Origin of the sequence: Pseudomonas sp. S5D5, from assembly GCF_003013355.1 — a bacterium.
Taxonomy (GTDB): domain Bacteria; phylum Pseudomonadota; class Gammaproteobacteria; order Pseudomonadales; family Pseudomonadaceae; genus Aquipseudomonas; species Aquipseudomonas aylmerensis.
Genome location: NZ_PTEO01000001.1, coordinates 4,775,197 through 4,796,113 on the forward strand (window position 1 = coordinate 4,775,197; position 20,917 = coordinate 4,796,113).

Sequence of the window (20,917 nt, forward strand, 5' to 3'; positions counted from 1 at the left end):
GATTTGTCATGGATGTTTTCTGGTTTCTGCCCACTCACGGCGATGGCCATTACCTGGGCACCACCCAAGGTGCACGGCCGGTCACCCTCAATTACCTCAAGCAGGTCGCCCAGGCCGCTGACAGCCTGGGTTACCACGGCGTGCTGATTCCTACCGGCCGCTCGTGCGAAGACTCCTGGGTGATCGCCTCGGCGCTGGTGCCGCTGACCGAACGCCTGCGGTATCTGGTGGCCATTCGTCCGGGCATCATCTCGCCCACGGTCTCCGCGCGCATGGCTGCCACCCTGGATCGCCTTTCCAATGGTCGCTTGCTGATCAACGTGGTGACCGGCGGCGACCCCGACGAAAACCGCGGCGACGGCAGCTTCCTCGACCACAGCGAACGTTACGAAGTCTCTGACGAGTTCCTACGGATCTGGCGACGCGTGTTGCAGGGCGAATCGGTAGATTTCGAAGGCAAACACTTGCGTGTGCAGAATGCCAAGGCACTTTACCCACCGGTGCAGAAGCCTTATCCGCCGCTGTACTTCGGCGGTTCTTCGGACGCGGCCCACGACCTCGCTGCCGAACAGGTGGACGTGTACCTGACCTGGGGCGAACCGCCCGCCGCCGTCGCCGAAAAACTCGCGGATGTACGCGAACGCGCCGCCCGTCACGGGCGTACCGTGAAGTTCGGCATCCGCCTGCACGTGATCGTGCGCGAGACCGAAGAGGAAGCCTGGAAAGCCGCCGACAAACTGATCGAGCACATCAGCGACGACACCATCGCCGCCGCGCAAAAATCCTTCTCGCGCTTTGATTCCGAAGGCCAGCGCCGCATGGCCGCCTTGCATGACGGGCGCCGCGACAACCTGGAAATCGCGCCCAACCTGTGGGCGGGCGTCGGCCTGGTGCGTGGCGGCGCCGGCACCGCGCTGGTTGGCAACCCGCAGCAAGTGGCCGAACGCATCAAGGAATACGCGGACCTGGGCATCGAGAGCTTCATCTTCTCCGGCTACCCGCACCTGGAAGAAGCCTATCGGTTTGCCGAGCTGGTGTTCCCGCTGCTGCCGGAACCCTATGCCAGCCTTGCCGGACGTGGCGTCACCAACCTCACTGGCCCGTTCGGCGAAATGATTGCCAACGATGTACTGCCCACCACCAAGGCCTGAGTGCAGTGAGATCGGCTTTATGTAGGAACGGAGCTTATGTGGCGAGGGAGTTTGCTCCCGCTGGGGGTGCGAAGCGCCCCCAAAAGCTGGCGACTGCTAGGCAGTCGAACGGGAACCCGTTCCCTCGCCACAGCAAGCCCGCTCCCACATTTAGCCTTCATTGCGAAATAGACATTGAGGAACCCCGCGTGACAGCCAAACCCCACAGCGTCCTGCCATCACCGCTGCAGACCGCCAGACTGCTGGCCGCCGAATTCGCCCTCACCGCCGTCGAGCGCGACGAACGCGGCGGTACGCCCAAGGCCGAACGCGACGCCCTGCGCCACAGCGGCCTGCTGGCCCTGAGCATTCCCACGCAGTACGGCGGCCTCGGCGCGCGCTGGAGCGACACCCTGGGCATCGTGCGCGAATTCGCCAAGGTCGACAGCTCCATCGCCCATGTCTTCGGCTTCCACCACCTGATGCTCGCCACCGTGCGCCTGTTTTCGCGGCCGGACCAATGGCAGCCGTGGTTCGAACAGACCGCGCGCAAGAACTGGTTCTGGGGCAACGCCCTCAACCCGCTGGACACCCGCACCGTGGTCAAGGATTTCGGCGGCTGGCGCGAGTTCTCCGGCAAAAAGAGCTTCTGCTCCGGCGCCAGCGACTCGGAAATGCTGATCGCCTCGGCTGTGGATGAAAGCGCCGGCGGCAAACTGCTGATCGCAGCAATTCCCAGCGGCCGCAGTGGCATCACCCTGCACAACGACTGGAACAATATCGGCCAGCGCCAGACCGACAGCGGCAGCGCCAGCTTCGAACGCGTACGCGTCGAGGAGTCGGAGTTGCTGCTCGACCCGGGCCCGTTGAGCACGCCCTTCGCCTGCCTGCGCCCGTTGATCGCGCAGCTGACTTTCACGCATATGTTTCTCGGGATTGCCGAAGGCGCCTTCGAAGAAGCGCGCAACTACACGCTGACCGAGACCCGCTCCTGGCACAAATCCTCAGCCGAGGACGTGCGCCAGGACCCTTACGTGCTGCATCACTACGGTGAGTTCTGGGTCGCCCTGGAGGGGGTGCGCCTGCTGGTGGAGCGCGCCGCCGAGTTGCTCGACCAGGCCTGGGCCAAAGGCCCCAACCTGACGGAAAACGAACGTGGCCAACTGGCTATTGCCATCGCCACCGCCAAAGTCGCCGCCACCCGCCAGGGCCTGGACCTGTGCAGCCGCCTGTTTGAAGTCACCGGCGCGCGCTCCACCCACGCGTCGCTGCGCCTGGACCGCCATTGGCGCAACCTGCGCACGCAGACCCTGCACGATCCGGTGGACTACAAACTCCACGAACTGGGGGACTGGGCGTTGAACCAGTCCCTGCCGATTCCCACGTTCTATTCCTAAGAGAGGTGCCCATGCAGCTTTTAACCCTACCGCCCTCGCCCGCCCTCGCGACCTCCATCCGCGCCACGGCCCAGGTTTTCGAAGACCCGAAATCCCAGGCGCTGCTCGACCACATCCAGCAAGTGGCGCCCAGCGAAGCCAGTGTGCTGATCATCGGCGAGACCGGGACCGGTAAAGAGCTGGTGGCGCGGCATATCCATAACCTCAGCGCGCGGCGTAACCGGCCGTTTGTGGCGGTGAACTGCGGCGCCTTCTCTGAATCGCTGGTGGAGGCCGAGTTGTTCGGGCATGAAAAAGGCGCCTTCACCGGCGCTCTCAGTGCCAAGGCCGGCTGGTTCGAAGAGGCGGATGGCGGCACCTTGTTCCTGGACGAAATCGGCGACTTGCCGATGGCCATCCAGGTCAAATTGCTGCGGGTGCTGCAGGAGCGCGAAGTGGTGCGCCTGGGCTCGCGCAAGAGCATTCCGATTGATGTACGCGTATTGGCGGCCACCAACGTGCAGCTGGAAAAAGCCATCAACGCCGGGCATTTCCGCGAAGACCTCTACTACCGTCTCGACGTGGTCAGCCTCGAACTCAGCCCATTGCGCGAAAGGCCCGGCGACATCCTGCCGCTGACCCGGCACTTTATCGAAGCCTACAGCCAGCGCCTGGGCTACGGCCCGATCACCATCAGCCGCGAGGCCGAACACAAACTCAAGAGTTACAGCTGGCCAGGCAATATCCGCGAGCTGGAAAACGTGATTCACCACACCCTGCTGATCTGCCGCAACGGCGTGATCGAGCGCGACGACCTGCGCCTGTCGAACATGCGCATCGAACGCCAGGACGACAGCCAGAACAGCACCGACAACAGCGCCGAAGCCCTGCTGGAGCGGGCGTTTCAAAAGCTCTTTGAAGAACAGGCCGGTGCCCTGCATGAAAAAGTCGAAGACGCGCTGTTACGCGCCGCGTACCGCTTCAGCCATTACAACCAGGTGCACACCGCCAACCTGCTGGGCCTGAGCCGCAACGTCACCCGCACCCGCCTGATCAAGATCGGCGAACTGGCGGTGAACAAGCGCCGCCCCGGGGAGAACGTCCAGGGCGAGCGGATGCTGCACCTATCCATTTAGGCGGCAGTGCAAGGCATTGTCATGGCTGCGCTCGAAACTGCGCAGCACCTGGAACGAACCGAAGGTCACGGCCGTGGCCTGGTGGGCGCGGATCAGCGTCCAGAAATCCTCCTCGCCGTGCTCAAAGCATTTGAACGCCGCCTCGCCGTCCTCGCGCGAGCGCCATTGCAGATAGCTGAGCACCCGCCGGCCATCGTCGCTGACCTGCACACTCGCATTGATAAAGCCGCCATGGCCTTGGGCCAGGCGCTCGCTTTGGGTAGACAAGGCGGCCACCAGGGCAACTTGCTGCCGGGGCTCGATGTGAAACTCGATCATTTGAGTGAAGCTGCGATTTTTCTCTGATACCTGCATGAACACTCCCCTTTCTCTGTAGGCAGAATCTTGCGATTCGATGCCACGCAGGGTAAAACCTCTAGTTAAGTCAAGGTCAAGCGTTGTCTCGGAGTTTTTCATGCTCAACAAACAACTCACCGTCGGTCAATTGGCGGCGCGCAGTGGCGTGGCGGTGACGGCCCTGCACTTCTACGAGGCCAAGGGGCTGATCAAAAGCAATCGCAATGCCGGCAACCAGCGGCGCTATCCTCGCGATGTATTGCGCCGCGTGGTGGTGATCAAAATCGCCCAGCGCCTGGGGATTCCGCTGGCGACCATTGGCGAGGCCTTGCAGACCTTGCCGGATGGACGCACGCCCAACGCACAGGATTGGGAGCGTTTGTCGGCGCTGTGGCGCCAAGACCTGGACGAGCGCATCAACAAGCTGATGCTGCTGCGCGACAAACTCAGTGGTTGTATTGGTTGCGGGTGTCTGTCGCTGGAGGCGTGCCCGCTGCGCAATCAGGATGATCAGCTCGGTGAGCACGGGCCGGGGGCGCAACTGTTGGAACCCAGCCCTGCATCCTGACCCGCACACCCATACCCTGCAGGAGCCCGGCTTGCCGGCGATGCAGGCACCTCGGTAAACCAGTCACACCGTGGTGATACTATCGCCCAGGCCAGCCCCCACATTTAATCGGTGTTGATCCTTAGAAACCGGGGGCGATCTGGCCTTTGTAGCGCGTCAGGATGAACTGGCGCACTTCATCGGAATTCAACGCCTTGGCGAGCTTCTGGATGCGCGGATCGTTGATGTTGTCCGGCCGCGCCACGAGGTACTCGACGTACAAAGATTTACCCTTCTCGACGATCAACGCACTGTTGGTATCAATCCCCGCTTCCAGCGCGTAGTTGGCGAACACGAAGGCCAGGTCCACCTGGCTGACCGAGCGGGCCAGCAAGGCGCCTTCCAGCTCACGAATCTTCAGGTGCTTGGGGTTCTCGGCGATATCACGCGGGGTGCTCAGGGTGTTGCTCGGGTCCTTGAGCTTGATCAGCCCGGCCTCATCCAGCAGCACCAGGGCGCGGCCGGTGTTGACCGGGTCGTTGGGGATCGACACGGTGGCGCCGTCCTTCAGTTCCGAGATGTTCTGGATGCGCGTCGAGTACGCGCCAAACGGCTCGATATGCACACCGACCACCGGCACCAGGTCGGTGTGGCGGGTCTTGTTGTAGTCATCCAGAAACGGTCGGTACTGGTAGTAATTGGCGTCGATGTTTTTCAGCGCCAGTTGCTGGTTGGGCTGGATGAAGTCGGTGAAGACTTTGATCTGCAAGTCCACGCCCTCCTTGGCCAGCACCGGTTTGACGAACTCGAGGATCTCCGCGTGAGGCACGGGTGTGGCGCCCACGATCAACTTTTCATTGGCAAAGGCATTCATCGACAGGACAGCGGCCAAGATGGCCAGGGACTTTTTCATGGGTGCTCCAAAGGCAGTTTGTAAGAGGCATTAACGGCGGCTGTATCGCGCCACCAAACGATCACCGGTCATCTGCAGTGCCTGGACCAGCACCAGCAACAGCACCACGGTGACCACCATCACGTCGGTCTGGAACCGCTGGTAGCCATAGCGAATCGCCAGGTCACCCAGGCCTCCGCCACCGATCACCCCGGCCATGGCGGTGTAGTCCACCAGCACAATCGCGGTGACGGTCACCGCCGCCAGCAGCCCGCCGCGGGCTTCCGGCAACAGCGTGTGGCGAATCACCTGCCAGGTACTGGCGCCCATCGATTGGGTAGCCTCCACCACGCCGCGATCGACTTCGCGCAGCGCGGTTTCCACCAGCCGTGCAAAGAACGGCGTGCAACCCACCACCAGCGGCGGGATGGTGCCCGGTACGCCGAGGGAGGTACCGACCAGCAAGGTGGTCAGCGGGATCAGCACAATCAGCAGGATGATGAACGGCAGCGAACGCAGCACGTTGACCACCACCGACAGCAGCCGGTACACCACCAGTGCTTCATGCAACTGGCGCTTGCCGGTGAGAAACAGCAGCACGCCCAGCGGCAAGCCCAGCAGCACGGTAAAACCCAGCGCCGCAGTGAGCATGCTGAGGGTTTCCAGGCAGGCCTGGCCGATATCGGCCCAGTAGATGTTCTTGAATAATTCAGCCATGCATCACGACCAATCGTGGCGGGGTGGCTTGGCGCCGTTGAGCAGCCAGTTGCCCACCACGTGGTATTTCCAACGCACCGGGTCATGCAGCGTGTGGACCCGCGCGTTGCGCCAGTGACGGTCGAAGTTGTGCTTTTTCAGGGTGGAGCGCGTGCCGCCGAGTTCGAACAGTTTGTTACTGGCTTCGATGGCGATTTCGGTGGTCAGGACCTTGGCGCGGGCCACGGCCAGGGAGGCGTGGGCGACGGAGTCTTCATCCGGTGCCGGGCGAGCGGCATCAAGGGCCCGACCGGCACGTTCGAGCAGCGCCTCAGCGGCTTCCAGGCGAATATCCAGCGCGCCGACCTGGATGATGGTCAGCGGGTCTTCGCTGGCTTTTTCCACCCCAGCGTCGATCCACGGCCGCGCGAATTGCTGCACGAACGCGACCGTGTCACGCAGCGCGGCGCGGGCAATACCGGCGTCGATAGCGGCAGTGGTCAGCTGTGCGAACGGGCCGGCCAAAGTCGGCGAATCGTAGGACTTGTGAGTAGCAAACAGATTGAACGCCGGCACCCGCAGGTCCTGCGCCAGCACCGTGCCGCTGGAAGTGGTGCGCTGGCCCATGCTGTCCCAGTCATCCACCACGACCAGCCCCTCGGTCCCCCGCGGCACAAAGGCCAACTGGGCATTTTGCTGCTCGTCCAGCGCCAGCACCGCCAGCCAATGGGCGTACAGCGAACCGGTGCAATAACCCTTGCGCCCGTTGATCACATAGCCGTCGCCTTCGCGGCGGATCGTCGCCTGGATGTCCTGCACATTCTTGCCGCCGGTTTCCGACAGCGCATTGGCAAACCGATGGCCTTGCAGTGCCAGGCCGAAGAAATGCGCCTGCTGCTCGGGCGTGCCCTGCAGGCGGATATCTTCGAGCAGGCAGTAATGGTTCTGCGGGATCTGCCCCAGGGACGGGTCGGCCGCCGAAATAATCGCGATCACCTGGGCCAGCACCGCGTAGGACACCTGCGCCCCACCGAACTCGCGCGGCACGCTGATGCCCCAGAGGCCGCTGTTGGAGTACAGGTCGACGACCTCGGCGGGCACCTGACGCGTGCGGTCGCGCTCGGCATCCTGCTCCAGCAACACCGCGGCGACACGGTGGGCGACGGCAATGGCCTGGGCTTCGTCGCGAATCAACTCGGCGTGGGGGCTGTGGATCGGGTAATCGGCAGATACAGGCAGTACAGACATACAACGCTCTCGGGCGAATGGTTTGCCTGAGGCATTGCAGCTTCTGTGCCGTGCCCGCAAACACACGGCCTGGCCCTGTAAAAGCGCCGCGACGGCGCTTATGGCGCAGCAATCTGCCCGTTCACTGTTGCCTGGCGAACACCTCGTCGGCTGCCCGCAGGCCCCGCGATACGTGGCCTATAGTGAAAAGGCCGTGCCTCCATAACCACCACCTGAGGAGAACGATATGAGCGTTAAACCCATTCCCGAGGGCTATCACAGCGTCACGCCTTATATGGGCATCGACAACGCCGCGCAAGCCATCGAGTTCTACAAGAAAGCCTTCGGCGCCACGCAGGTCATGCGCCTGGACATGCCCGACGGCAAAGTCGGGCATGCCGAGCTGCGTATCGGTGATTCGGCGATCATGCTCGGCACACCCTGCGCGGAGATGGCCCTGCGCAATCCCGACGCACACACCAGTGTCGGCTTGCACCTGTATGTGAACGACGTCGACGCGCAATTCAAACAAGCCGTGGCTGCCGGCGCCACGGTGGTGTCGGAGCCGAAGGACCAGTTCTACGGCGACCGCTCCGCGAGCGTGAAGGATCCGTTCGGCCACCTGTGGTTCCTCGCGACGCGCAAGGAGAACCTGACCGAGGACCAGATCCGCCAGCGTGCCATGGAGATGTTCAAGCAAGGCTGAAATACCTGAGGCCATGGCGATCAAATGTGGGCGCTTGCCTGCGATGCAGACCACTCGTTCTATCCGGCATACCGGGTCGATTTCATTGCGGGCAAGCCAGCTCCTACACACTTCATGAACAACCCCTCCACGTTTTCCCCCTTGCCGCGAACGCCGCGTGATTCCAGGATGCAGGCAATCATCACAAGGAGTCATTCCATGTTCGCCGGATTCCAGAAAGACCAGTGCCACGTCAACGGCGTGGACATCAGCTACCGCAAAGGCGGTACGGGTCCCGGCCTGCTCCTGCTGCACGGGCATCCGCAGACCCATGTCATCTGGCATAAAGTCGCCGAGCAGCTGGCCGAGCACTTCACCGTGGTCGCCGCCGACCTGCGCGGTTATGGCGACAGCAGCAGGCCGCCGGCCAATGACCATCACACTAATTATTCAAAACGCGAAATGGCCCGCGATGGCGTCGAGCTGATGCAGGCCCTGGGCTTTGCGCAGTTTTCGCTGCTGGCCCACGACCGTGGCGCCCGTGTGGCCCATCGACTGGCCCTGGATCATCCCGAGGCCGTGCAGCGCATGGTGTTGCTGGATATCGCGCCAACCCTGTCGATGTATGCACAAACCGACGAGGCTTTCGCCCGCGCTTACTGGCACTGGTTCTTCCTGATTCGCCCGGCGCCCTTGCCCGAAGCCTTGATCGAGAGCAACCCCGAGCTGTACCTGCGCAGCGTGATGGGCAGTCGCAGTGCCGGGCTAAAGCCGTTCACCGATGAAGCCTTCGCCGACTACCTGCGTTGCTTGAAGTTGCCGGGCAGCGCCACCGGCATTTGCGAGGACTACCGTGCTGCCGCCGGTATCGACCTTGAGCACGACCAGGCGGATATCGACGCCGGCAACCACCTGAACCTGCCCCTGCTCGTCATGTGGGGCGCCGAAGGCACCGTCGGCCGCTGCTTCGAGCCGCTCAAGGAGTGGCAGAAAGTCGCCACCGATGTTCGCGGCAAGGCCCTGCCGGCCGGCCATTACATCGCTGAAGAAGCCCCCGAGTTGTTGCTTGGCGAAGTCCTGGCCTTCCTTCGCTGAGCCGCATCACCCCGTGACCTGACACACCCGCCTCGCAGGCTGCCAACGGCCTGCGACGGGTTCGCTTTGCCCAAAACAACGTCTCGAGATAATAACAATGACAATCAGAAAACTGCTGGGAACCCTGTATATCCAGGTGCTCATCGCGATCGCGCTGGGCGTGTTGATCGGCCACCAATGGCCACAGATCGGTATTGACCTCAAACCCCTGGGCGATGGCTTTATCAAGCTGATCAAAATGATCATCGGCCCGATCATCTTCTGCACGGTGGTCTCCGGTATCACCAGCATGCACGACGTGAAGCAGGTGGGCCGGGTCGGCGGCAAGGCGCTGCTGTACTTCGAAGTGGTGTCCACCATCGCCCTGCTGATCGGCATTCTCGCCGCGCACCTGCTGCACCCGGGCGTCGGTTTCAACATCGATGTGAAGACCCTCGACAGTTCGGCGATTGCCGGCTTTGTCGGCCAGGCCGAGCATGGCGAAGGCATCACCGGGTTCCTGCTGCACGTGATTCCCACAACGTTTTTCGATGCGTTTTCCAAGGGCGAGATCCTGCCGGTGCTGTTCGTCTCCGTGCTGTTTGGCGTCGGGCTGGTGATGGTCGGTGAAAAAGGTCGGCCGCTGGTGGGCGTGATCAACCAGGCCAGCGAGGTGTTCTTCCGCATTGTCGGCATCATCAGCCGCGTCGCGCCGATCGGTGCGTTTGGTGCGATTGCCTTCACCATCGGCAAATACGGCGTGGGCTCGTTGCTGCCGCTGCTGAAACTGGTGGGCACCTTTTATATCACCGCGTTCTTCTTTATCGCCGTGGTGCTGGGCAGCATCGCGCGCTATGCCGGCTTCAGCATTTTCAAGTTAATGGGCTACATCAAGTCGGAACTGTTGATCGTGCTCGGCACCAGCTCGTCGGAGTCGGCGCTGCCGCAACTGATCCAGAAACTTGAAAGCCTCGGCGCATCCAAGGGCGTGGTGGGCATCGTGGTGCCGACCGGCTACACGTTCAACCTGGACGGCACCAACATCTATATGACGCTGGCGGTGCTGTTTCTGGCCCAGGCGACCAATATCCACCTGCCCCTTGAGCAACAACTGACCCTGCTGGCGGTGGCCATGCTCACCTCCAAAGGCGCCGGTGCGGTGGTCGGTGCCGGGTTTGTGGCATTGGCGGCGAGCCTGGCGGTGGTGCCGACTGTGCCGGTGGCGGCGATGGTGCTGATCCTCGGCGTCGACCGGTTCATGGCCGAATGCCGCTCGCTGACCAATATCATCGGCAACGCCGTGGCCGCCCTGGTGGTGGCCGCCTGGGAGGGCGAACTGGATCGCGAGAAGATGGCGCCGATCGCCCTCAAGCGCGGCCGCCATGCGCGCGCTGCCCAGGCGGCACAGGCGGCACAGGCGAAAACCGCTGCCGAGTAAACCCTGACGGTGGCGTGGGAGCTTGCGCCCGTCGGGCTGCGCGGCGGCCCCGAAAAAGATCGGAGCGCTGCACATTCCAGCGGCAGCACGCTGCCTCGTCACACCGGTGCTATTCTGGCGGCTCATGCCGCCACGCTTGTTTCTGATGACCCATAAGAAAGATACCGTGCCCCTACCCGAAGACCTGCGGGTGTTCCTGACCGTGATCCGCAAGGCCGGCTTCGCTGCCGCCGCCGATGAGCTGGGGTTGTCGCCGGCGTATGTCAGCAAGCGTATCCAGATTCTGGAAACCACCCTGGCCACCCGCCTGCTGCACCGCACCAGCCGCCGCATCGCCCTCACCGAAGACGGTGAACGGGTGCAGCGCTGGGCCGTGCGTATTCTCGAAGACTTCCAGCAACTGTCCGATGAACTCAGCGATGCCCATGACAGCCCGCGTGGCCGCCTGCACCTGTGCAGCAGTTTCGGCTTTGGCCGCAACCACGTGGCCCCGGCCCTGTCGTTGTTGGCGGAGCAGTACCCGGACCTGGAAATCCGCCTGGACCTGTTCGACCGCGTGGTGGATATCGTCAGCGAAGGCTTCGACCTGGAGATCCGCGTAGGCGACGACATCCCCGGCCAGCACATCGGCCGGCGCCTGGTGAGCAATCGCCGGGTGCTGTGCGCCGCGCCCGCGTACCTGCAACGCCGGGGCACGCCGCAACACTTGAGCGACCTGGAGCAGCACGACTGCCTGGTGCTCAAGGAGCGCGACAACGCCTTCGGCATCTGGAACCTCGAGCACGACGGCGCCCAGGAGAGCGTGCGCGTGCGCGGGCCGTTGTCCTCGAACAATGGCGAGATCGTACTGCAATGGGCGCTGGATGGGCGCGGCGTACTGCTGCGCTCGATGTGGGATGTGAAGCCACTGCTGGAGCAGGGCAAGCTGGTGCAGGTGCTGCACGCCTACACCCAGAGTGCCAACGTGTGGGCGGTGTACCCGACGCGGCTAGCGTATTCCGGGAAGTTGCGCGCGTGTGTGGAGTTCTTGCAGGAGCACTTCAAAGGGCTGTCGATCTAAAGCCATATTGCCGAGCAACGCCGCCCGACGGTATGAGACGGCTTGCCGGCGATAGCGGTGGGTCAGTTTGCAATATTTGACACTGCAATCGCCGGCAAGCCGGCGCCTACAGTTTGGGGTGGGCCAAGCAAGGGTTTATTGCCTGGGGGATGGCCGCTCTCCCGCCGTGCAAACCCGCTCACCCGTAGGAGTTGGCTTGCCGGCGATTGCGGTTCGGGTAGGTCAGTTGAGCCAGGGATTGGCGGCGAGGTGGCGGCGTTCGAAGGCTTTGATTTCTTCGCTGCGCTGCAGGGTGCTGCCGATTGCATCCAGGCCGAGCAGGAGCGCGGTCTTGCGCAGGGTATCGATCTGGAACGCAATGACCTGGCCGTCCGCCAGGCGAATCTGCTGTTCTTGCAGATCAACACTGATCTGCGCCTGGTCGGGCTGGCTGACGGTCTGGCCAAGGCGCTGCAGGACCGCCTCTTCCAGGGTGATCAGCAGCACGCCGTTACGCTGGCAGTTGTCGTAGAAAATCCCGGCAAAGCTGCTGCCGATCAGTGCGCGGATGCCCATCTGCTTCAGGCCCCATACCGCGTGCTCACGGCTGGAACCACAGCCGAAGTTCGGCCCCACTACCATAAAACTCGCGCCCTGCCAGGCGGGCTGGTTCAGCACGAAATCGGGGTTGGGCGCGCCATTGGGCAAGGAGCGCAGATCAAAGAACAGCCCACGGTCCAGGCCGCTACGGTCAATGCCCTTGAGAAACTGCTTGGGCATGATCACGTCGGTGTCGATATTCGCCGCCAGCATCGGTGCGGCCTTGCCGGTGACCAGGGTAAAGGGTTGCAGGCTCATGGGCGGTCTCCAAAGTGGCGGATATCGGTGAGGCGGCCGGTGATCGCGGCCGCGGCGACCATTGCCGGGCTCATCAGGTGGGTACGCGCGCCGGCGCCCTGGCGGCCTTCGAAGTTGCGGTTGGTGCTGGAGGCGCATCGGTCGCCGGGGGCCAGCACATCGTCGTTCATCGCCAGGCACATCGAGCAGCCCGACTGGCGCCATTCGAAACCGGCGTCGATAAAGATCGCCGCCAGCCCTTCGGCTTCGGCCTGGTCGCGCACTTCGGTGGAACCGGGGACGATCATCGCCCGCACGTGCTCGGCCACCTGCTTGCCGCGCACCACACTGGCGGCGTCACGCAGGTCTTCGATCCGCGCGTTTGTGCAGGAACCGATAAAGGCATGGCTGATGACGATCTCGCTCAACGGCATGCCGGCCTCCAGGCCCATATAGTTGAGGGCGCGGCGCATGTCCTGGCGCAGGATCAGGTCGCTGACGTCCTGCGGATCCGGCACCCGGGCGCCGATCGGCGCGGCCTGGTCGGGGCTGGTGCCCCAGGTGACCATGGGCTCCAGGGTGCTCGCGTCGAGGTGCACTTCCTGGTCGAACACCGCGTCGGCGTCTGAATGCAGTTGGCGCCAGCCCACCAGCGCCTGCTCCCACAACTCACCTGTGGGCGCGCGCGGCTTGCCCTTGAGGTAGGCGAAGACTTTTTCGTCCGGTGCCATGAATGCACCACGAGCACCCGCCTCCACCGCCATATTGCAGATGGTCATGCGCGCCTCGACGCTCAAGGCGTCGATGGTCGAACCTCGAAACTCGATCGCATAGCCGGTCGCACCGGACGCGCCGATCTTGCCAATCAGCGCCATGATCACGTCCTTGGAGGTCAAGCCCTTGGCCAACGCCCCCTCGACGGTGACGCGCAGGCTTTTCAGGCGCTTGTAGACCAGGGTCTGGGAGGCCAGCAGGTGTTCGATTTCCGAGGTGCCGATGCCGAAGCCAAAGGCGCCGAGGGCGCCGTATGTGGTGGTGTGGCTGTCACCGGCGGCGATCACCATGCCCGGCAGGATAAACCCCTGTTCCGGCGCGATCACATGTTCGATGCCCTGGCGCTTGTCGAGAATATCCAGCAGCTCGATGCCGAAATCCCGGCAATTCTCCGCCAGGTAAGACACTTGCCGTGCCCCGCCCGCATCGGGCATCGCCGCGATGCGCTGGGGCGTGGTGGGGTTCACATGGTCGACCACGGCCAGCGCCGTACCCGGACGCCACACGCCACGCCCGGCCTCACGCAGGCCACTGAAAGCCTGCGGGCTGGTGTATTCGTTGATCACCTGGCGGTCGATATACAGCAGCACGTGGCCCTGGTCATCGAGGGCGCACACCGTGTGGGAATCGATGTGTTTGTCGTAGAGAGTTCTGGCAGTCATTGTTCTAAAGGCTCGCTCAACGGTATGGCTCCATCCTACGCAGCCCCCTGCCCTCATCAATGCCACCTCGGTGATGGCTTGGAACATGTTTCGTGTTCGATCGCGTCGTTAATCCGTGTGAATGTGAATCTGAAACATTTACTTGCATGTTCGGATTAGGGTTTTCCCATTCTCATCCGTCTTAACTTAGATACAGCCCGTCGCGTCAGCAAAAGCTACGACTGGCCTTTTTCGGGCCTCCATCGCCCCCCTCCGATCAAGACCCTCATTCACATGTCGAAGAAGTCACGCTCCAAACTCTGGTTTCTCGTTCATAGCTGGCTGGCATTGCCCATCTGGTTCTTCGTACTGATCGTCTGCGTCACCGGCACCCTGGCGGTGGTGAGCCAGGAAATCGTGTGGCTGGCCAACCCGGACATCCGCGCGAGCAAACCGTCGGACGATGCCGAACCGCTGAGCTATGACCAGGTGATCAGCGCCATCAAGCGCGCCGAACCCCAGGTGATCGTGCAGTCGCTCAGCCGTCCGGACGAATCGCACTTTGCCCTGAGTGTCGACCTCAGCTACCCCGACGGCCGTTCGGTAGAGGTCTACGTCAACCCGTACACCGGGGCGATCCAGGGCATCAGCCCGTCGTTCGACTTCCGCCAGTTCACCCGCGCCTTGCACGGCTGGTGGCTGGTGCCGTTCACCAATGGCTACAGCTGGGGCTGGTACCTGGTGTCGCTGCTCGGTTTGCCGCTGCTGGCCTCGCTGGTGACCGGGCTGGTGGTGTACAAGCGCTTCTGGAAGGGTTTTCTCAAGCCGACCCTGCGAATCCGCCATGGCGCGCGGATTTTCTGGGGGGATTTCCACCGCCTGAGCGGTATCTGGTCGATCTGGTTCATCGCGGTGATCTCCATCACCGGCACCTGGTTCCTGATCCAGGCGATCCTGGGGGATAACCAGATTTCGATTTCCAGCGAGCCCATCGTCCCGGTGATCGCACGCGAGAAAGTCCCGACTTCGGCACCTGGCGTGCCGGCACCGATGATTCCCGTGGATGCAGCCATCGAGATCGCCACCCAGCGCATCCCGGGGCTGGAAGCGAGTTTCGTCAGCCTGCCGCTCAACGCATACAGCCACCTGCAGATCGGTGGCCGGGGCTGGTACCCGCTGATGTACCAGACCGCGCAAATCAACCCGTACGACGGTGAAATCGCCTCGTCGCACCTGCTCTCCGACCGCACCAAACTGGAGTTCGTCACCGAGTCCATGCGCCCGTTGCACACCGGCGACTTCGGCGGTATCTGGATCAAGTTGATTTGGGCGTTCTTCGGCCTGGTGCTGAGCATGATGGTGTTGAGCGGCCTGTTGATCTGGACCAAGCGCACCGCCCTCGCGACCCTCAATGCGCTCAAGCGCGAGGCCAAGGCGCAACGTGCGCCCGCGCCCATCCCGGCCCTGCAGGCTGAAACTTCGGAGGCCAACCCATGAGCAAGGTCGCTACCGCTACACCGCCTTCGCCGCTGCGGGCCTTCTGGCTTAAATGGCGTTTCCATATCAATGTCCTGCTGTTGCTGGTGCCGCTGGGCTTCATGCCCAAGTACTTCGCCGACGCCGCGCTGTTTAGGGGTGACACCGGCATCGGCGAACGCCTGGCCGGTGATGTGCAGGTCGGGCCCTGGAGCCTGAAACTCGCCGAGTTTCGCAACGAAGGCCCGCGCCCGGACCCGGCCGGCCCGATGAAACTCTTCAACGCCGCCCTCTGCGACACCTGCGCCGACCAGGTCAAGGCCACCTACCTGCGCATCGGCAAGCCGCGCAGCCTGCGCGCCGCCGGGGTGATCTTCTTCGGCACCCCGTACCGCATGGGCGCCGCCCTGCCCGTGCCGGAACGTACGCCGGTCGACGCCGAACTGTGGGTCACCATGGAAGGCTGGGACGGCACGATGCACCAGGGTTCCATCCCGCTGAGCCAGGCCTCGCCTGCCACCATTGCCTGGCTGAACAAGCAAGGAGTTAAACCATGACTTTGAAGCGCCTGACCCGCGCCTGCGCCGTGCTAGTGCTCGGTGCCGGTTTCAGTACCGTAACCCTGGCCCACAACCCGATGTGCGAATGCAAGGAAATCCCCGGCGAGCAGATCGAGTGCAAAGGCGGCTTCTCCGACGGCAGCGGCGCCCCCGGAGTGACGCTGGATGTGATCGGCTATGACGAAACGATCCTGGTGCCCGGCAAGCTGGGCCAGGACTCGACCCTGACCTTCAAGAAACCCTCGGCCGAGTTCTATGTGCTGTTTGATGCGGGTCCCGGTCACGTCGTGGAAATCGACCAAGCGGACATCCAGCCGCAATGAGCACGACACAGGTTGTGCGCCCCGCCGGTGCCGGGCACGAGACTCTCTACGTCCTGCTGCTGTGCCTGATCATCTTCGCGGTGGCCGGCACGGTGGTGGCCTTGCACGGCGAATCCCAGGAGGTCGCCGCGGTGCCCAGCCACCAGCTGGACGCGCGCCGTGACCTCAGTGCTGCCGAACAGGGCATCTATGCCGACTTGCGCGTGACCCTGGATGAAATCCAGCTGCTGGCACAAGAGCAAAGCGCCCTGCCTACGCCCGAGCAACTGGCCGAAGAAGGCTTTGCGCCCTTCGCCCAGGACGCCAGCTCGGTCAGCCGTGGCGATCATCGCTGGCAGTTACTGGCGCCTTCGGCCTACCTGGGGCTGAGCCAGGCACCTGCCACCAGTGGCTCGCTGCTGATGCGCGTGCACGGTGCCGAGCCGGATATCTGGCTCAATCGCAGCACCGACCTGGCCGCCCCCTCCGACCTCTCTGACCAGGCGCTGATCGCAGCCGGCTGGCAGCAAGTGGTCGCGCAATTCGATGCCGGCGTCACCCGCCAGCACCGTCACTGAACGAGAAGACCGATTGCCCATGTCTATTTCATCTCCCCTGTTGCGCGTATTACTGGTTGGCCTGTTCAGCCTGATGCTGGCCCCGCTGGCCAATGCCGAGGCGGCCAAGCGCCTGCGGATCGGCATCACCCTGCACCCTTATTACAGCTACGTGGCGAACATCGTCGGCGACAAGGCCGAGGTCGTGCCGCTGATTCCTGCCGGTTTCAACCCTCACGCCTACGAACCGCGCGCCGAAGACATCAAGCGCATCGGCACCCTCGATGTCATCGTGCTCAACGGCGTCGGCCATGACGACTTCGCCGACCGGATGATCGCTACCAGCGAGCGCCCGGACATCCCGGTGATCGAAGCCAACGCCAACGTGCCATTGCTGGCCGCCACCGGCAATGCCGCGCGCGGTGCAGGCAAGGTGGTCAACCCGCACACCTTCCTGTCGATCAGCGCGTCGATTGCCCAGGTCAACAACATCGCCCGCGAGCTGGGCAAGCTCGACCCTGACAACGCCAAGACCTACACCCAGAACGCTCGCGCCTATGGCAAGCGCCTGCGCCAGATGCGCGCCGATGCCCTGGCCAAGTTGACCAGCGCACCCAACCCCGACCTGCGCGTCGCCACCGTGCACGCGGCCTACGACTACCTGCTGCGCGAGTTTGGCCTGGAAGTCACCGCCGTGGTCGAACCGGCCCACGGTATCGAGCCAAGCCCCAGCCAACTGAAGAAAACCATCGATGAGCTGCGAGCCCTGGATGTGAAGGTGATCTTCTCGGAGATGGATTTCCCGTCCACTTACGTCGAGACCATCCAGCGTGAATCCGGGGTCAAGCTGTATCCGCTGTCGCATATTTCTTACGGTGCCTACAGCGCGGAGAAATACGAAGTGGAAATGACCGGCAACCTCAACACCGTGGTCCGGGCCATCCAGGAGTCGGGGGCATGACCGCAGCGCAACGACTGGAGGTGGCCAGCATTGGCCCGACCCTCGACTTCGACAACATCTCATTGACCCTCGGTCGCACCACGATCCTCGACGGCGTGACCTTCCAGGTCCAACCGGGCAGCATCCATGCGCTGGTCGGCCCCAACGGCGGCGGCAAAAGCTCACTGATCAAGACCTTGCTGGGCCAGACGCCGCATCAGGGGCGGTTGAGCCTGCAGTGGCCAAGCACGCCCGGCACCATCGGCTATGTGCCCCAGGCACTGGAATTCGACCGTGGCTTACCGATGACCGTCGATGACTTCATGGCTGCCATGTGCCAACGGCGCCCGGCGTTTCTCGGGCTCTCCAGGCATTACGCCGGTGCAATCGGCGAGGCATTGGAACGGGTCGGCATGCAGGACAAACGCAAGCGGCGCATGGGCGCATTGTCGGGTGGCGAGCGCCAGCGCGTGCTGTTGGCCCAGGGGTTGATCCCGGCGCCGCAACTGCTGGTGTTGGATGAACCGATGTCGGCACTCGATGAGGCCGGTATCCAGGTGTTCGAACGCTTGCTGAATGACTGGCGCCTCGCCGGGATCACCGTGTTGTGGATCGAGCACGACCTGGAGGCCGTGGGTCGCCTGGCCGACCGCGTCACCGGGTTGAACCGCCGCGTGCTGTTCGACGCCACGCCGAAAGAGGCGCTGACCCCGGACCGCCTGCTGACCCTGTTCTCCACCCACCCTCGGAGCCCGGCGCAATGAGTTATGAAGCGTTTCGCTTGATGGTCCAGGGCTGGGCGTCTTCCGGCTATCTGCCGGAGGCACTGGCCTATGGTTTTGTGGTCAACGCGCTGCTCGCCGGCTTGCTGATCGGCCCGGTGCTGGGCGGGTTGGGCACGCTGGTGGTGGTCAAGCGCTTTGCGTTTTTCTCCGAAGCAGTCGGCCATGCCGCGCTGACCGGCGTGGCCGTGGGCATTCTGCTTGGCGAACCCTACACCGGGCCGTATGGCAGCCTGTTCGGCTACTGCCTGTTGTTCGGCATCCTGCTCAATTACCTGCGCAACCGCACCGGCCTGGCGCCAGACACCTTGATCGGCGTGTTCCTGTCGGTGTCGCTGGCCTTGGGCGCGAGCCTGCTGCTGATCCTGGCAGGCAAGATCAACGTGCATATCCTTGAAAACGTGCTGTTCGGCTCGGTGCTGACCGTCAACGGCAATGACCTGCTGGTGCTGGCGATTGTCGGCGCACTGGTGATGGCCCTGGCGTTGCCGCTGTACAACCGCATCATGCTTGCCAGCTTCAACCCGCAACTGGCAGCGGTGCGCGGCGTGGCTGTGAAGACCCTGGATTACCTGTTCGTGATCCTGGTTACGCTGATCACCGTGGCGGCCGTCAAGGTCATCGGCGCGATCCTGGTCGGCGCGCTGCTGGTGATCCCGGCGGCGGCGGCACGTCTGCTCAGCCAGTCGCTCAAGGGGTTTTTCTGGGTCTCGGTGGTAATCGCCACCGTCAGCACCCTGTGCGGCATCCTGCTGCCAATCATCTTCGACCTGCCTGTTCCGTCCGGCGCCGCGATCATTCTGGTGGCCGGTATCGCCTTCGCCATTGCCGCCATTGCGCGTGGCACGGTGCCCAGCCTCAAAGGGAATCTTGGATAATGCGCCCTGTCTTTCGCCCACTGGCCCTGGCCATCGCTTGCTTGCTCAGCACCTCGGCGCTGGCCGCCGTTGACGGTTTCCAACCCCGGGACTTCGTCGCCAACAATGGCCTCGGCCATGCTGCACTGAGCAAGGCAAAATCGGTCAAGACCGTCAAAGTGCTCGCCTCGTTGCCCATCACCTACGGGCTGGCAGAAGTGCTGCTCAAGGGCACCGATGTGCAGTTGGAGCGCGCAGCTCCCGCCAACCTGCCCGGGTCGCGCCAAGTGTCCTATTTCACCGGCCGTGGCGCGCCGGCGCTGGGCAAGTTGGCGGTGGACGCCGATGCAGCCATCGGCCTGCGCTCGCTGTGGGTGGATGACCCGCTCTACCCAGTGGCACGCCGCAGCAACATCCGCATCGTCGAAATCGACGCGGCACGCCCGGTGGATGGCGGCTTGCCGGGGATCGCCGTGCAGCCGGGCAGTGCCGACGGGCTGAACAGCCAGCCGTGGCAATCGAGCAACAACATGGGGCGTATGGCCGATGTAATGGCCGCCGACCTGAGCCGCCTGGCGCCTCACGCCAAGCCGACCATCGACGCCAACCTCGCCGCCCTCAAGCAGCGCCTGCTCAAACTCAGCGCAGACAGCGAAGCGCGGCTGGCCAAGGCGGACAACCTCAGCGTGGTCAGCTTGAGCGATCACTTCGCTTATCTGATCAGCAGCCTGAACCTGGAAGTGGTCAGCACCGACGCCCGCCCCGACGCCGACTGGACACCCGAGGCCTTGCAAACATTCAGCGCCGCGCTGAAGGACAACGACGTGGCCGTGGTGCTGCACCATCGTCAGCCAAGCGAAGCGGTAAAAGCCGCCGTCACGGCAGGCGGTGCGCAACTGTTGGTGCTGAACGTCGACGGAGAGCCGGTGACCGAACTGGAAACCAATGTGGATCAGGTGATCAAGACACTCACGCCCTGACATCTGAAGATCAGCCTTCTGTGGTGAGCAGGCCACTGTGGTGAATAGGCTTATGGGTGAACAGGCTTATGTGGTGAACAAAACTCTGTGGCGAGCAGGCTTGCCCTGCGTTGGGCTGCGCAGCAGCCCCCTACTAAGGCCACCCTAACCTGCCAGAAAATTCCCCATACAGATTTTGGGTCTGCTGCGCAGCCCAACGCAGGACAAGCCTGCTCACCACAACAAGCGTGCCTGTAATCCATAACAAGCGTGCCTGCATTCCATAACAAGACTGCTTGCCGGTGGCGGCAGATGCTGAACATCGACGGTGCAGAGCCGAAAACCAATATGGATCAGGTGATCAAGACGCTCACGCCCTGACATCTGAAGATCAACCTTCCGTAGTGAGCAGGCCTCTGTGGTGAATAGGCTTATGGGTGAACAGGCTTATGTGGTGAACAAAACTCTGTGGCGAGCAGGCTTGCCCTGCGTTGGGCTGCGCAGCAGCCCCCTACTAAGGCCACCCTAACCTGCCAGAAAATTCCCCATACAGGTTTTGGGCCTGCTACGCAGCCCAACGCAGGACAAGCCTGCTCACCACAACAAGCTTGCCTGTATTCCATAACAAGCGTGCCTGCATTCCATAACAAGACTGC

At 63.1% G+C, this 20,917-nt stretch carries 22 protein-coding genes; 16 read left to right on the forward strand and 6 right to left on the reverse strand.

Annotated elements, in window-relative coordinates; all coding sequences use genetic code 11:
* The first annotated feature begins 8 nt into the window (after nt 1–8).
* The 3 genes from ssuD to C9990_RS21635 all read left to right on the forward strand — a co-directional run bounded on the left by ssuD (nt 9) and on the right by C9990_RS21635 (nt 3,642).
* Nucleotides 9–1,151, forward strand: a complete 1,143-nt coding sequence (gene ssuD / locus C9990_RS21625; RefSeq protein ID WP_106804635.1) for an FMNH2-dependent alkanesulfonate monooxygenase — start codon at nt 9–11, stop codon at nt 1,149–1,151.
* Between the two features lie 188 nt (nt 1,152–1,339).
* Complete coding sequence (locus C9990_RS21630; RefSeq protein WP_065901282.1) at nt 1,340–2,527, forward strand: acyl-CoA dehydrogenase family protein; 1,188 nt, start codon at nt 1,340–1,342, stop codon at nt 2,525–2,527.
* A gap of 11 nt (nt 2,528–2,538) precedes the next feature.
* Nucleotides 2,539–3,642 carry a sigma-54-dependent Fis family transcriptional regulator gene (locus tag C9990_RS21635; protein ID WP_106804636.1) on the forward strand — a complete coding sequence of 368 codons (1,104 nt, stop codon included), beginning with the start codon at nt 2,539–2,541 and terminating at the stop codon, nt 3,640–3,642.
* Here C9990_RS21635 and C9990_RS21640 read toward each other — a convergent pair.
* A complete protein-coding gene (locus C9990_RS21640) occupies nt 3,631–3,996 on the reverse strand; it encodes an antibiotic biosynthesis monooxygenase (RefSeq protein ID WP_065901287.1) in 366 nt (121 codons plus the stop codon). The two genes, C9990_RS21635 and C9990_RS21640, sit on opposite strands and share 12 nt — an antisense overlap.
* Nucleotides 3,997–4,096: 100 nt before the next feature.
* Between C9990_RS21640 and soxR the strand changes: the two genes are divergently transcribed.
* A complete protein-coding gene (soxR, locus tag C9990_RS21645) occupies nt 4,097–4,546 on the forward strand; it encodes a redox-sensitive transcriptional activator SoxR (RefSeq protein WP_065901289.1) in 450 nt (149 codons plus the stop codon).
* 121 nt (nt 4,547–4,667) lie between these two features.
* Here the strand turns inward: soxR and C9990_RS21650 are convergent, their stop codons facing one another.
* Genes C9990_RS21650 through C9990_RS21660 form a run of 3 tightly spaced genes read right to left on the reverse strand, consistent with a single transcriptional unit; the run spans nt 4,668 to nt 7,361 of the window.
* Nucleotides 4,668–5,438, reverse strand: a complete 771-nt coding sequence (locus C9990_RS21650) for a MetQ/NlpA family ABC transporter substrate-binding protein (protein WP_106804637.1) — start codon at nt 5,436–5,438, stop codon at nt 4,668–4,670.
* A gap of 30 nt (nt 5,439–5,468) precedes the next feature.
* Nucleotides 5,469–6,134: a methionine ABC transporter permease gene (locus C9990_RS21655; protein WP_065901293.1), complete on the reverse strand. Its 666-nt coding sequence runs from the start codon at nt 6,132–6,134 to the stop codon at nt 5,469–5,471.
* Between the two features lie 3 nt (nt 6,135–6,137).
* Entirely contained in the window at nt 6,138–7,361 is a 1,224-nt protein-coding gene (locus C9990_RS21660) for an SfnB family sulfur acquisition oxidoreductase (RefSeq protein WP_106804638.1), read from the reverse strand.
* A 226-nt stretch (nt 7,362–7,587) separates the two neighbouring features.
* Here C9990_RS21660 and C9990_RS21665 point away from each other — a divergent pair, with 226 nt between their 5' ends.
* The 4 genes from C9990_RS21665 (at nt 7,588) to C9990_RS21680 (ending at nt 11,597) form a co-directional block, all read left to right on the forward strand.
* A complete protein-coding gene (locus tag C9990_RS21665; protein ID WP_106804639.1) occupies nt 7,588–8,046 on the forward strand; it encodes a VOC family protein in 459 nt (152 codons plus the stop codon).
* Between the two features lie 198 nt (nt 8,047–8,244).
* On the forward strand, nt 8,245–9,120 hold the full coding sequence (locus tag C9990_RS21670) for an alpha/beta fold hydrolase (RefSeq protein ID WP_065901300.1): 876 nt from the start codon (nt 8,245–8,247) through the stop codon (nt 9,118–9,120).
* A gap of 97 nt (nt 9,121–9,217) precedes the next feature.
* Entirely contained in the window at nt 9,218–10,537 is a 1,320-nt protein-coding gene (locus C9990_RS21675; protein WP_106804640.1) for a dicarboxylate/amino acid:cation symporter, read from the forward strand.
* Nucleotides 10,538–10,682: 145 nt separating this feature from the next.
* The gene (locus tag C9990_RS21680) at nt 10,683–11,597 is read left to right on the forward strand and encodes a LysR substrate-binding domain-containing protein (protein ID WP_205571659.1); all 915 of its coding nucleotides are present in this window, start codon (nt 10,683–10,685) and stop codon (nt 11,595–11,597) included.
* Between the two features lie 222 nt (nt 11,598–11,819).
* Here C9990_RS21680 and leuD read toward each other — a convergent pair whose 3' ends face one another.
* Both leuD and leuC read right to left on the reverse strand, forming a co-directional pair.
* Complete coding sequence (leuD, locus tag C9990_RS21685; RefSeq protein ID WP_106804642.1) at nt 11,820–12,434, reverse strand: 3-isopropylmalate dehydratase small subunit; 615 nt, start codon at nt 12,432–12,434, stop codon at nt 11,820–11,822.
* Nucleotides 12,431–13,849, reverse strand: coding sequence for a 3-isopropylmalate dehydratase large subunit (leuC, locus tag C9990_RS21690; protein ID WP_106804643.1), 1,419 nt, complete (start codon nt 13,847–13,849; stop codon nt 12,431–12,433). The genes leuD and leuC overlap by 4 nt, the downstream gene beginning before the upstream one ends.
* Before the next feature lie 273 nt (nt 13,850–14,122).
* Here leuC and C9990_RS21695 point away from each other — a divergent pair, with 273 nt between their 5' ends.
* From C9990_RS21695 to C9990_RS21730, 8 genes are read left to right on the forward strand one after another with little or no spacing between them, the layout of a single operon-like run.
* The gene (locus C9990_RS21695) at nt 14,123–15,325 is read left to right on the forward strand and encodes a PepSY domain-containing protein (RefSeq protein WP_106804644.1); all 1,203 of its coding nucleotides are present in this window, start codon (nt 14,123–14,125) and stop codon (nt 15,323–15,325) included.
* Nucleotides 15,322–15,861, forward strand: a complete 540-nt coding sequence (locus tag C9990_RS21700; RefSeq protein WP_106804645.1) for a thiamine pyrophosphate-binding protein — start codon at nt 15,322–15,324, stop codon at nt 15,859–15,861. The genes C9990_RS21695 and C9990_RS21700 overlap by 4 nt, the downstream gene beginning before the upstream one ends.
* Entirely contained in the window at nt 15,858–16,187 is a 330-nt protein-coding gene (locus tag C9990_RS21705) for a hypothetical protein (protein ID WP_106804646.1), read from the forward strand. The genes C9990_RS21700 and C9990_RS21705 overlap by 4 nt, the downstream gene beginning before the upstream one ends.
* Nucleotides 16,184–16,744, forward strand: coding sequence for a DUF6162 family protein (locus C9990_RS21710; RefSeq protein WP_106804647.1), 561 nt, complete (start codon nt 16,184–16,186; stop codon nt 16,742–16,744). The genes C9990_RS21705 and C9990_RS21710 overlap by 4 nt, the downstream gene beginning before the upstream one ends.
* A gap of 19 nt (nt 16,745–16,763) precedes the next feature.
* The gene (locus C9990_RS21715) at nt 16,764–17,684 is read left to right on the forward strand and encodes a metal ABC transporter substrate-binding protein (protein WP_065901323.1); all 921 of its coding nucleotides are present in this window, start codon (nt 16,764–16,766) and stop codon (nt 17,682–17,684) included.
* Nucleotides 17,681–18,427 (forward strand): metal ABC transporter ATP-binding protein, encoded by a 747-nt coding sequence (locus tag C9990_RS21720; protein WP_106804648.1) that lies wholly within the window; start codon nt 17,681–17,683, stop codon nt 18,425–18,427. Before C9990_RS21715 ends, C9990_RS21720 begins: the two co-directional genes overlap by 4 nt.
* The gene (locus C9990_RS21725) at nt 18,424–19,323 is read left to right on the forward strand and encodes a metal ABC transporter permease (RefSeq protein ID WP_106804649.1); all 900 of its coding nucleotides are present in this window, start codon (nt 18,424–18,426) and stop codon (nt 19,321–19,323) included. Before C9990_RS21720 ends, C9990_RS21725 begins: the two co-directional genes overlap by 4 nt.
* Entirely contained in the window at nt 19,323–20,282 is a 960-nt protein-coding gene (locus C9990_RS21730) for a metal ABC transporter solute-binding protein, Zn/Mn family (protein ID WP_106804650.1), read from the forward strand. The genes C9990_RS21725 and C9990_RS21730 overlap by 1 nt, the downstream gene beginning before the upstream one ends.
* Nucleotides 20,283–20,917 lie beyond the last annotated feature (635 nt).

What these genes read in the sequence shown, in the direction of transcription:
- C9990_RS21650 (WP_106804637.1), bottom strand. Translation starts at nt 5,438, where the DNA reads ATGAAAAAGTCCCTGGCCATCTTGGCCGCTGTCCTGTCGATGAATGCC.
- C9990_RS21715 (WP_065901323.1), top strand. Translation starts at nt 16,764, where the DNA reads ATGTCTATTTCATCTCCCCTGTTGCGCGTATTACTGGTTGGCCTGTTC.
- C9990_RS21635 (WP_106804636.1), top strand. Translation starts at nt 2,539, where the DNA reads ATGCAGCTTTTAACCCTACCGCCCTCGCCCGCCCTCGCGACCTCCATC.
- C9990_RS21655 (WP_065901293.1), bottom strand. Translation starts at nt 6,134, where the DNA reads ATGGCTGAATTATTCAAGAACATCTACTGGGCCGATATCGGCCAGGCC.
- ssuD (WP_106804635.1), top strand. Translation starts at nt 9, where the DNA reads ATGGATGTTTTCTGGTTTCTGCCCACTCACGGCGATGGCCATTACCTG.
- C9990_RS21710 (WP_106804647.1), top strand. Translation starts at nt 16,184, where the DNA reads ATGAGCACGACACAGGTTGTGCGCCCCGCCGGTGCCGGGCACGAGACT.
- C9990_RS21665 (WP_106804639.1), top strand. Translation starts at nt 7,588, where the DNA reads ATGAGCGTTAAACCCATTCCCGAGGGCTATCACAGCGTCACGCCTTAT.
- C9990_RS21705 (WP_106804646.1), top strand. Translation starts at nt 15,858, where the DNA reads ATGACTTTGAAGCGCCTGACCCGCGCCTGCGCCGTGCTAGTGCTCGGT.
- C9990_RS21725 (WP_106804649.1), top strand. Translation starts at nt 18,424, where the DNA reads ATGAGTTATGAAGCGTTTCGCTTGATGGTCCAGGGCTGGGCGTCTTCC.
- C9990_RS21675 (WP_106804640.1), top strand. Translation starts at nt 9,218, where the DNA reads ATGACAATCAGAAAACTGCTGGGAACCCTGTATATCCAGGTGCTCATC.
- C9990_RS21680 (WP_205571659.1), top strand. Translation starts at nt 10,683, where the DNA reads ATGACCCATAAGAAAGATACCGTGCCCCTACCCGAAGACCTGCGGGTG.
- C9990_RS21640 (WP_065901287.1), bottom strand. Translation starts at nt 3,996, where the DNA reads ATGCAGGTATCAGAGAAAAATCGCAGCTTCACTCAAATGATCGAGTTT.
- C9990_RS21670 (WP_065901300.1), top strand. Translation starts at nt 8,245, where the DNA reads ATGTTCGCCGGATTCCAGAAAGACCAGTGCCACGTCAACGGCGTGGAC.
- C9990_RS21700 (WP_106804645.1), top strand. Translation starts at nt 15,322, where the DNA reads ATGAGCAAGGTCGCTACCGCTACACCGCCTTCGCCGCTGCGGGCCTTC.
- C9990_RS21720 (WP_106804648.1), top strand. Translation starts at nt 17,681, where the DNA reads ATGACCGCAGCGCAACGACTGGAGGTGGCCAGCATTGGCCCGACCCTC.
- C9990_RS21730 (WP_106804650.1), top strand. Translation starts at nt 19,323, where the DNA reads ATGCGCCCTGTCTTTCGCCCACTGGCCCTGGCCATCGCTTGCTTGCTC.
- leuC (WP_106804643.1), bottom strand. Translation starts at nt 13,849, where the DNA reads ATGACTGCCAGAACTCTCTACGACAAACACATCGATTCCCACACGGTG.
- leuD (WP_106804642.1), bottom strand. Translation starts at nt 12,434, where the DNA reads ATGAGCCTGCAACCCTTTACCCTGGTCACCGGCAAGGCCGCACCGATG.
- C9990_RS21695 (WP_106804644.1), top strand. Translation starts at nt 14,123, where the DNA reads ATGTCGAAGAAGTCACGCTCCAAACTCTGGTTTCTCGTTCATAGCTGG.
- soxR (WP_065901289.1), top strand. Translation starts at nt 4,097, where the DNA reads ATGCTCAACAAACAACTCACCGTCGGTCAATTGGCGGCGCGCAGTGGC.
- C9990_RS21660 (WP_106804638.1), bottom strand. Translation starts at nt 7,361, where the DNA reads ATGTCTGTACTGCCTGTATCTGCCGATTACCCGATCCACAGCCCCCAC.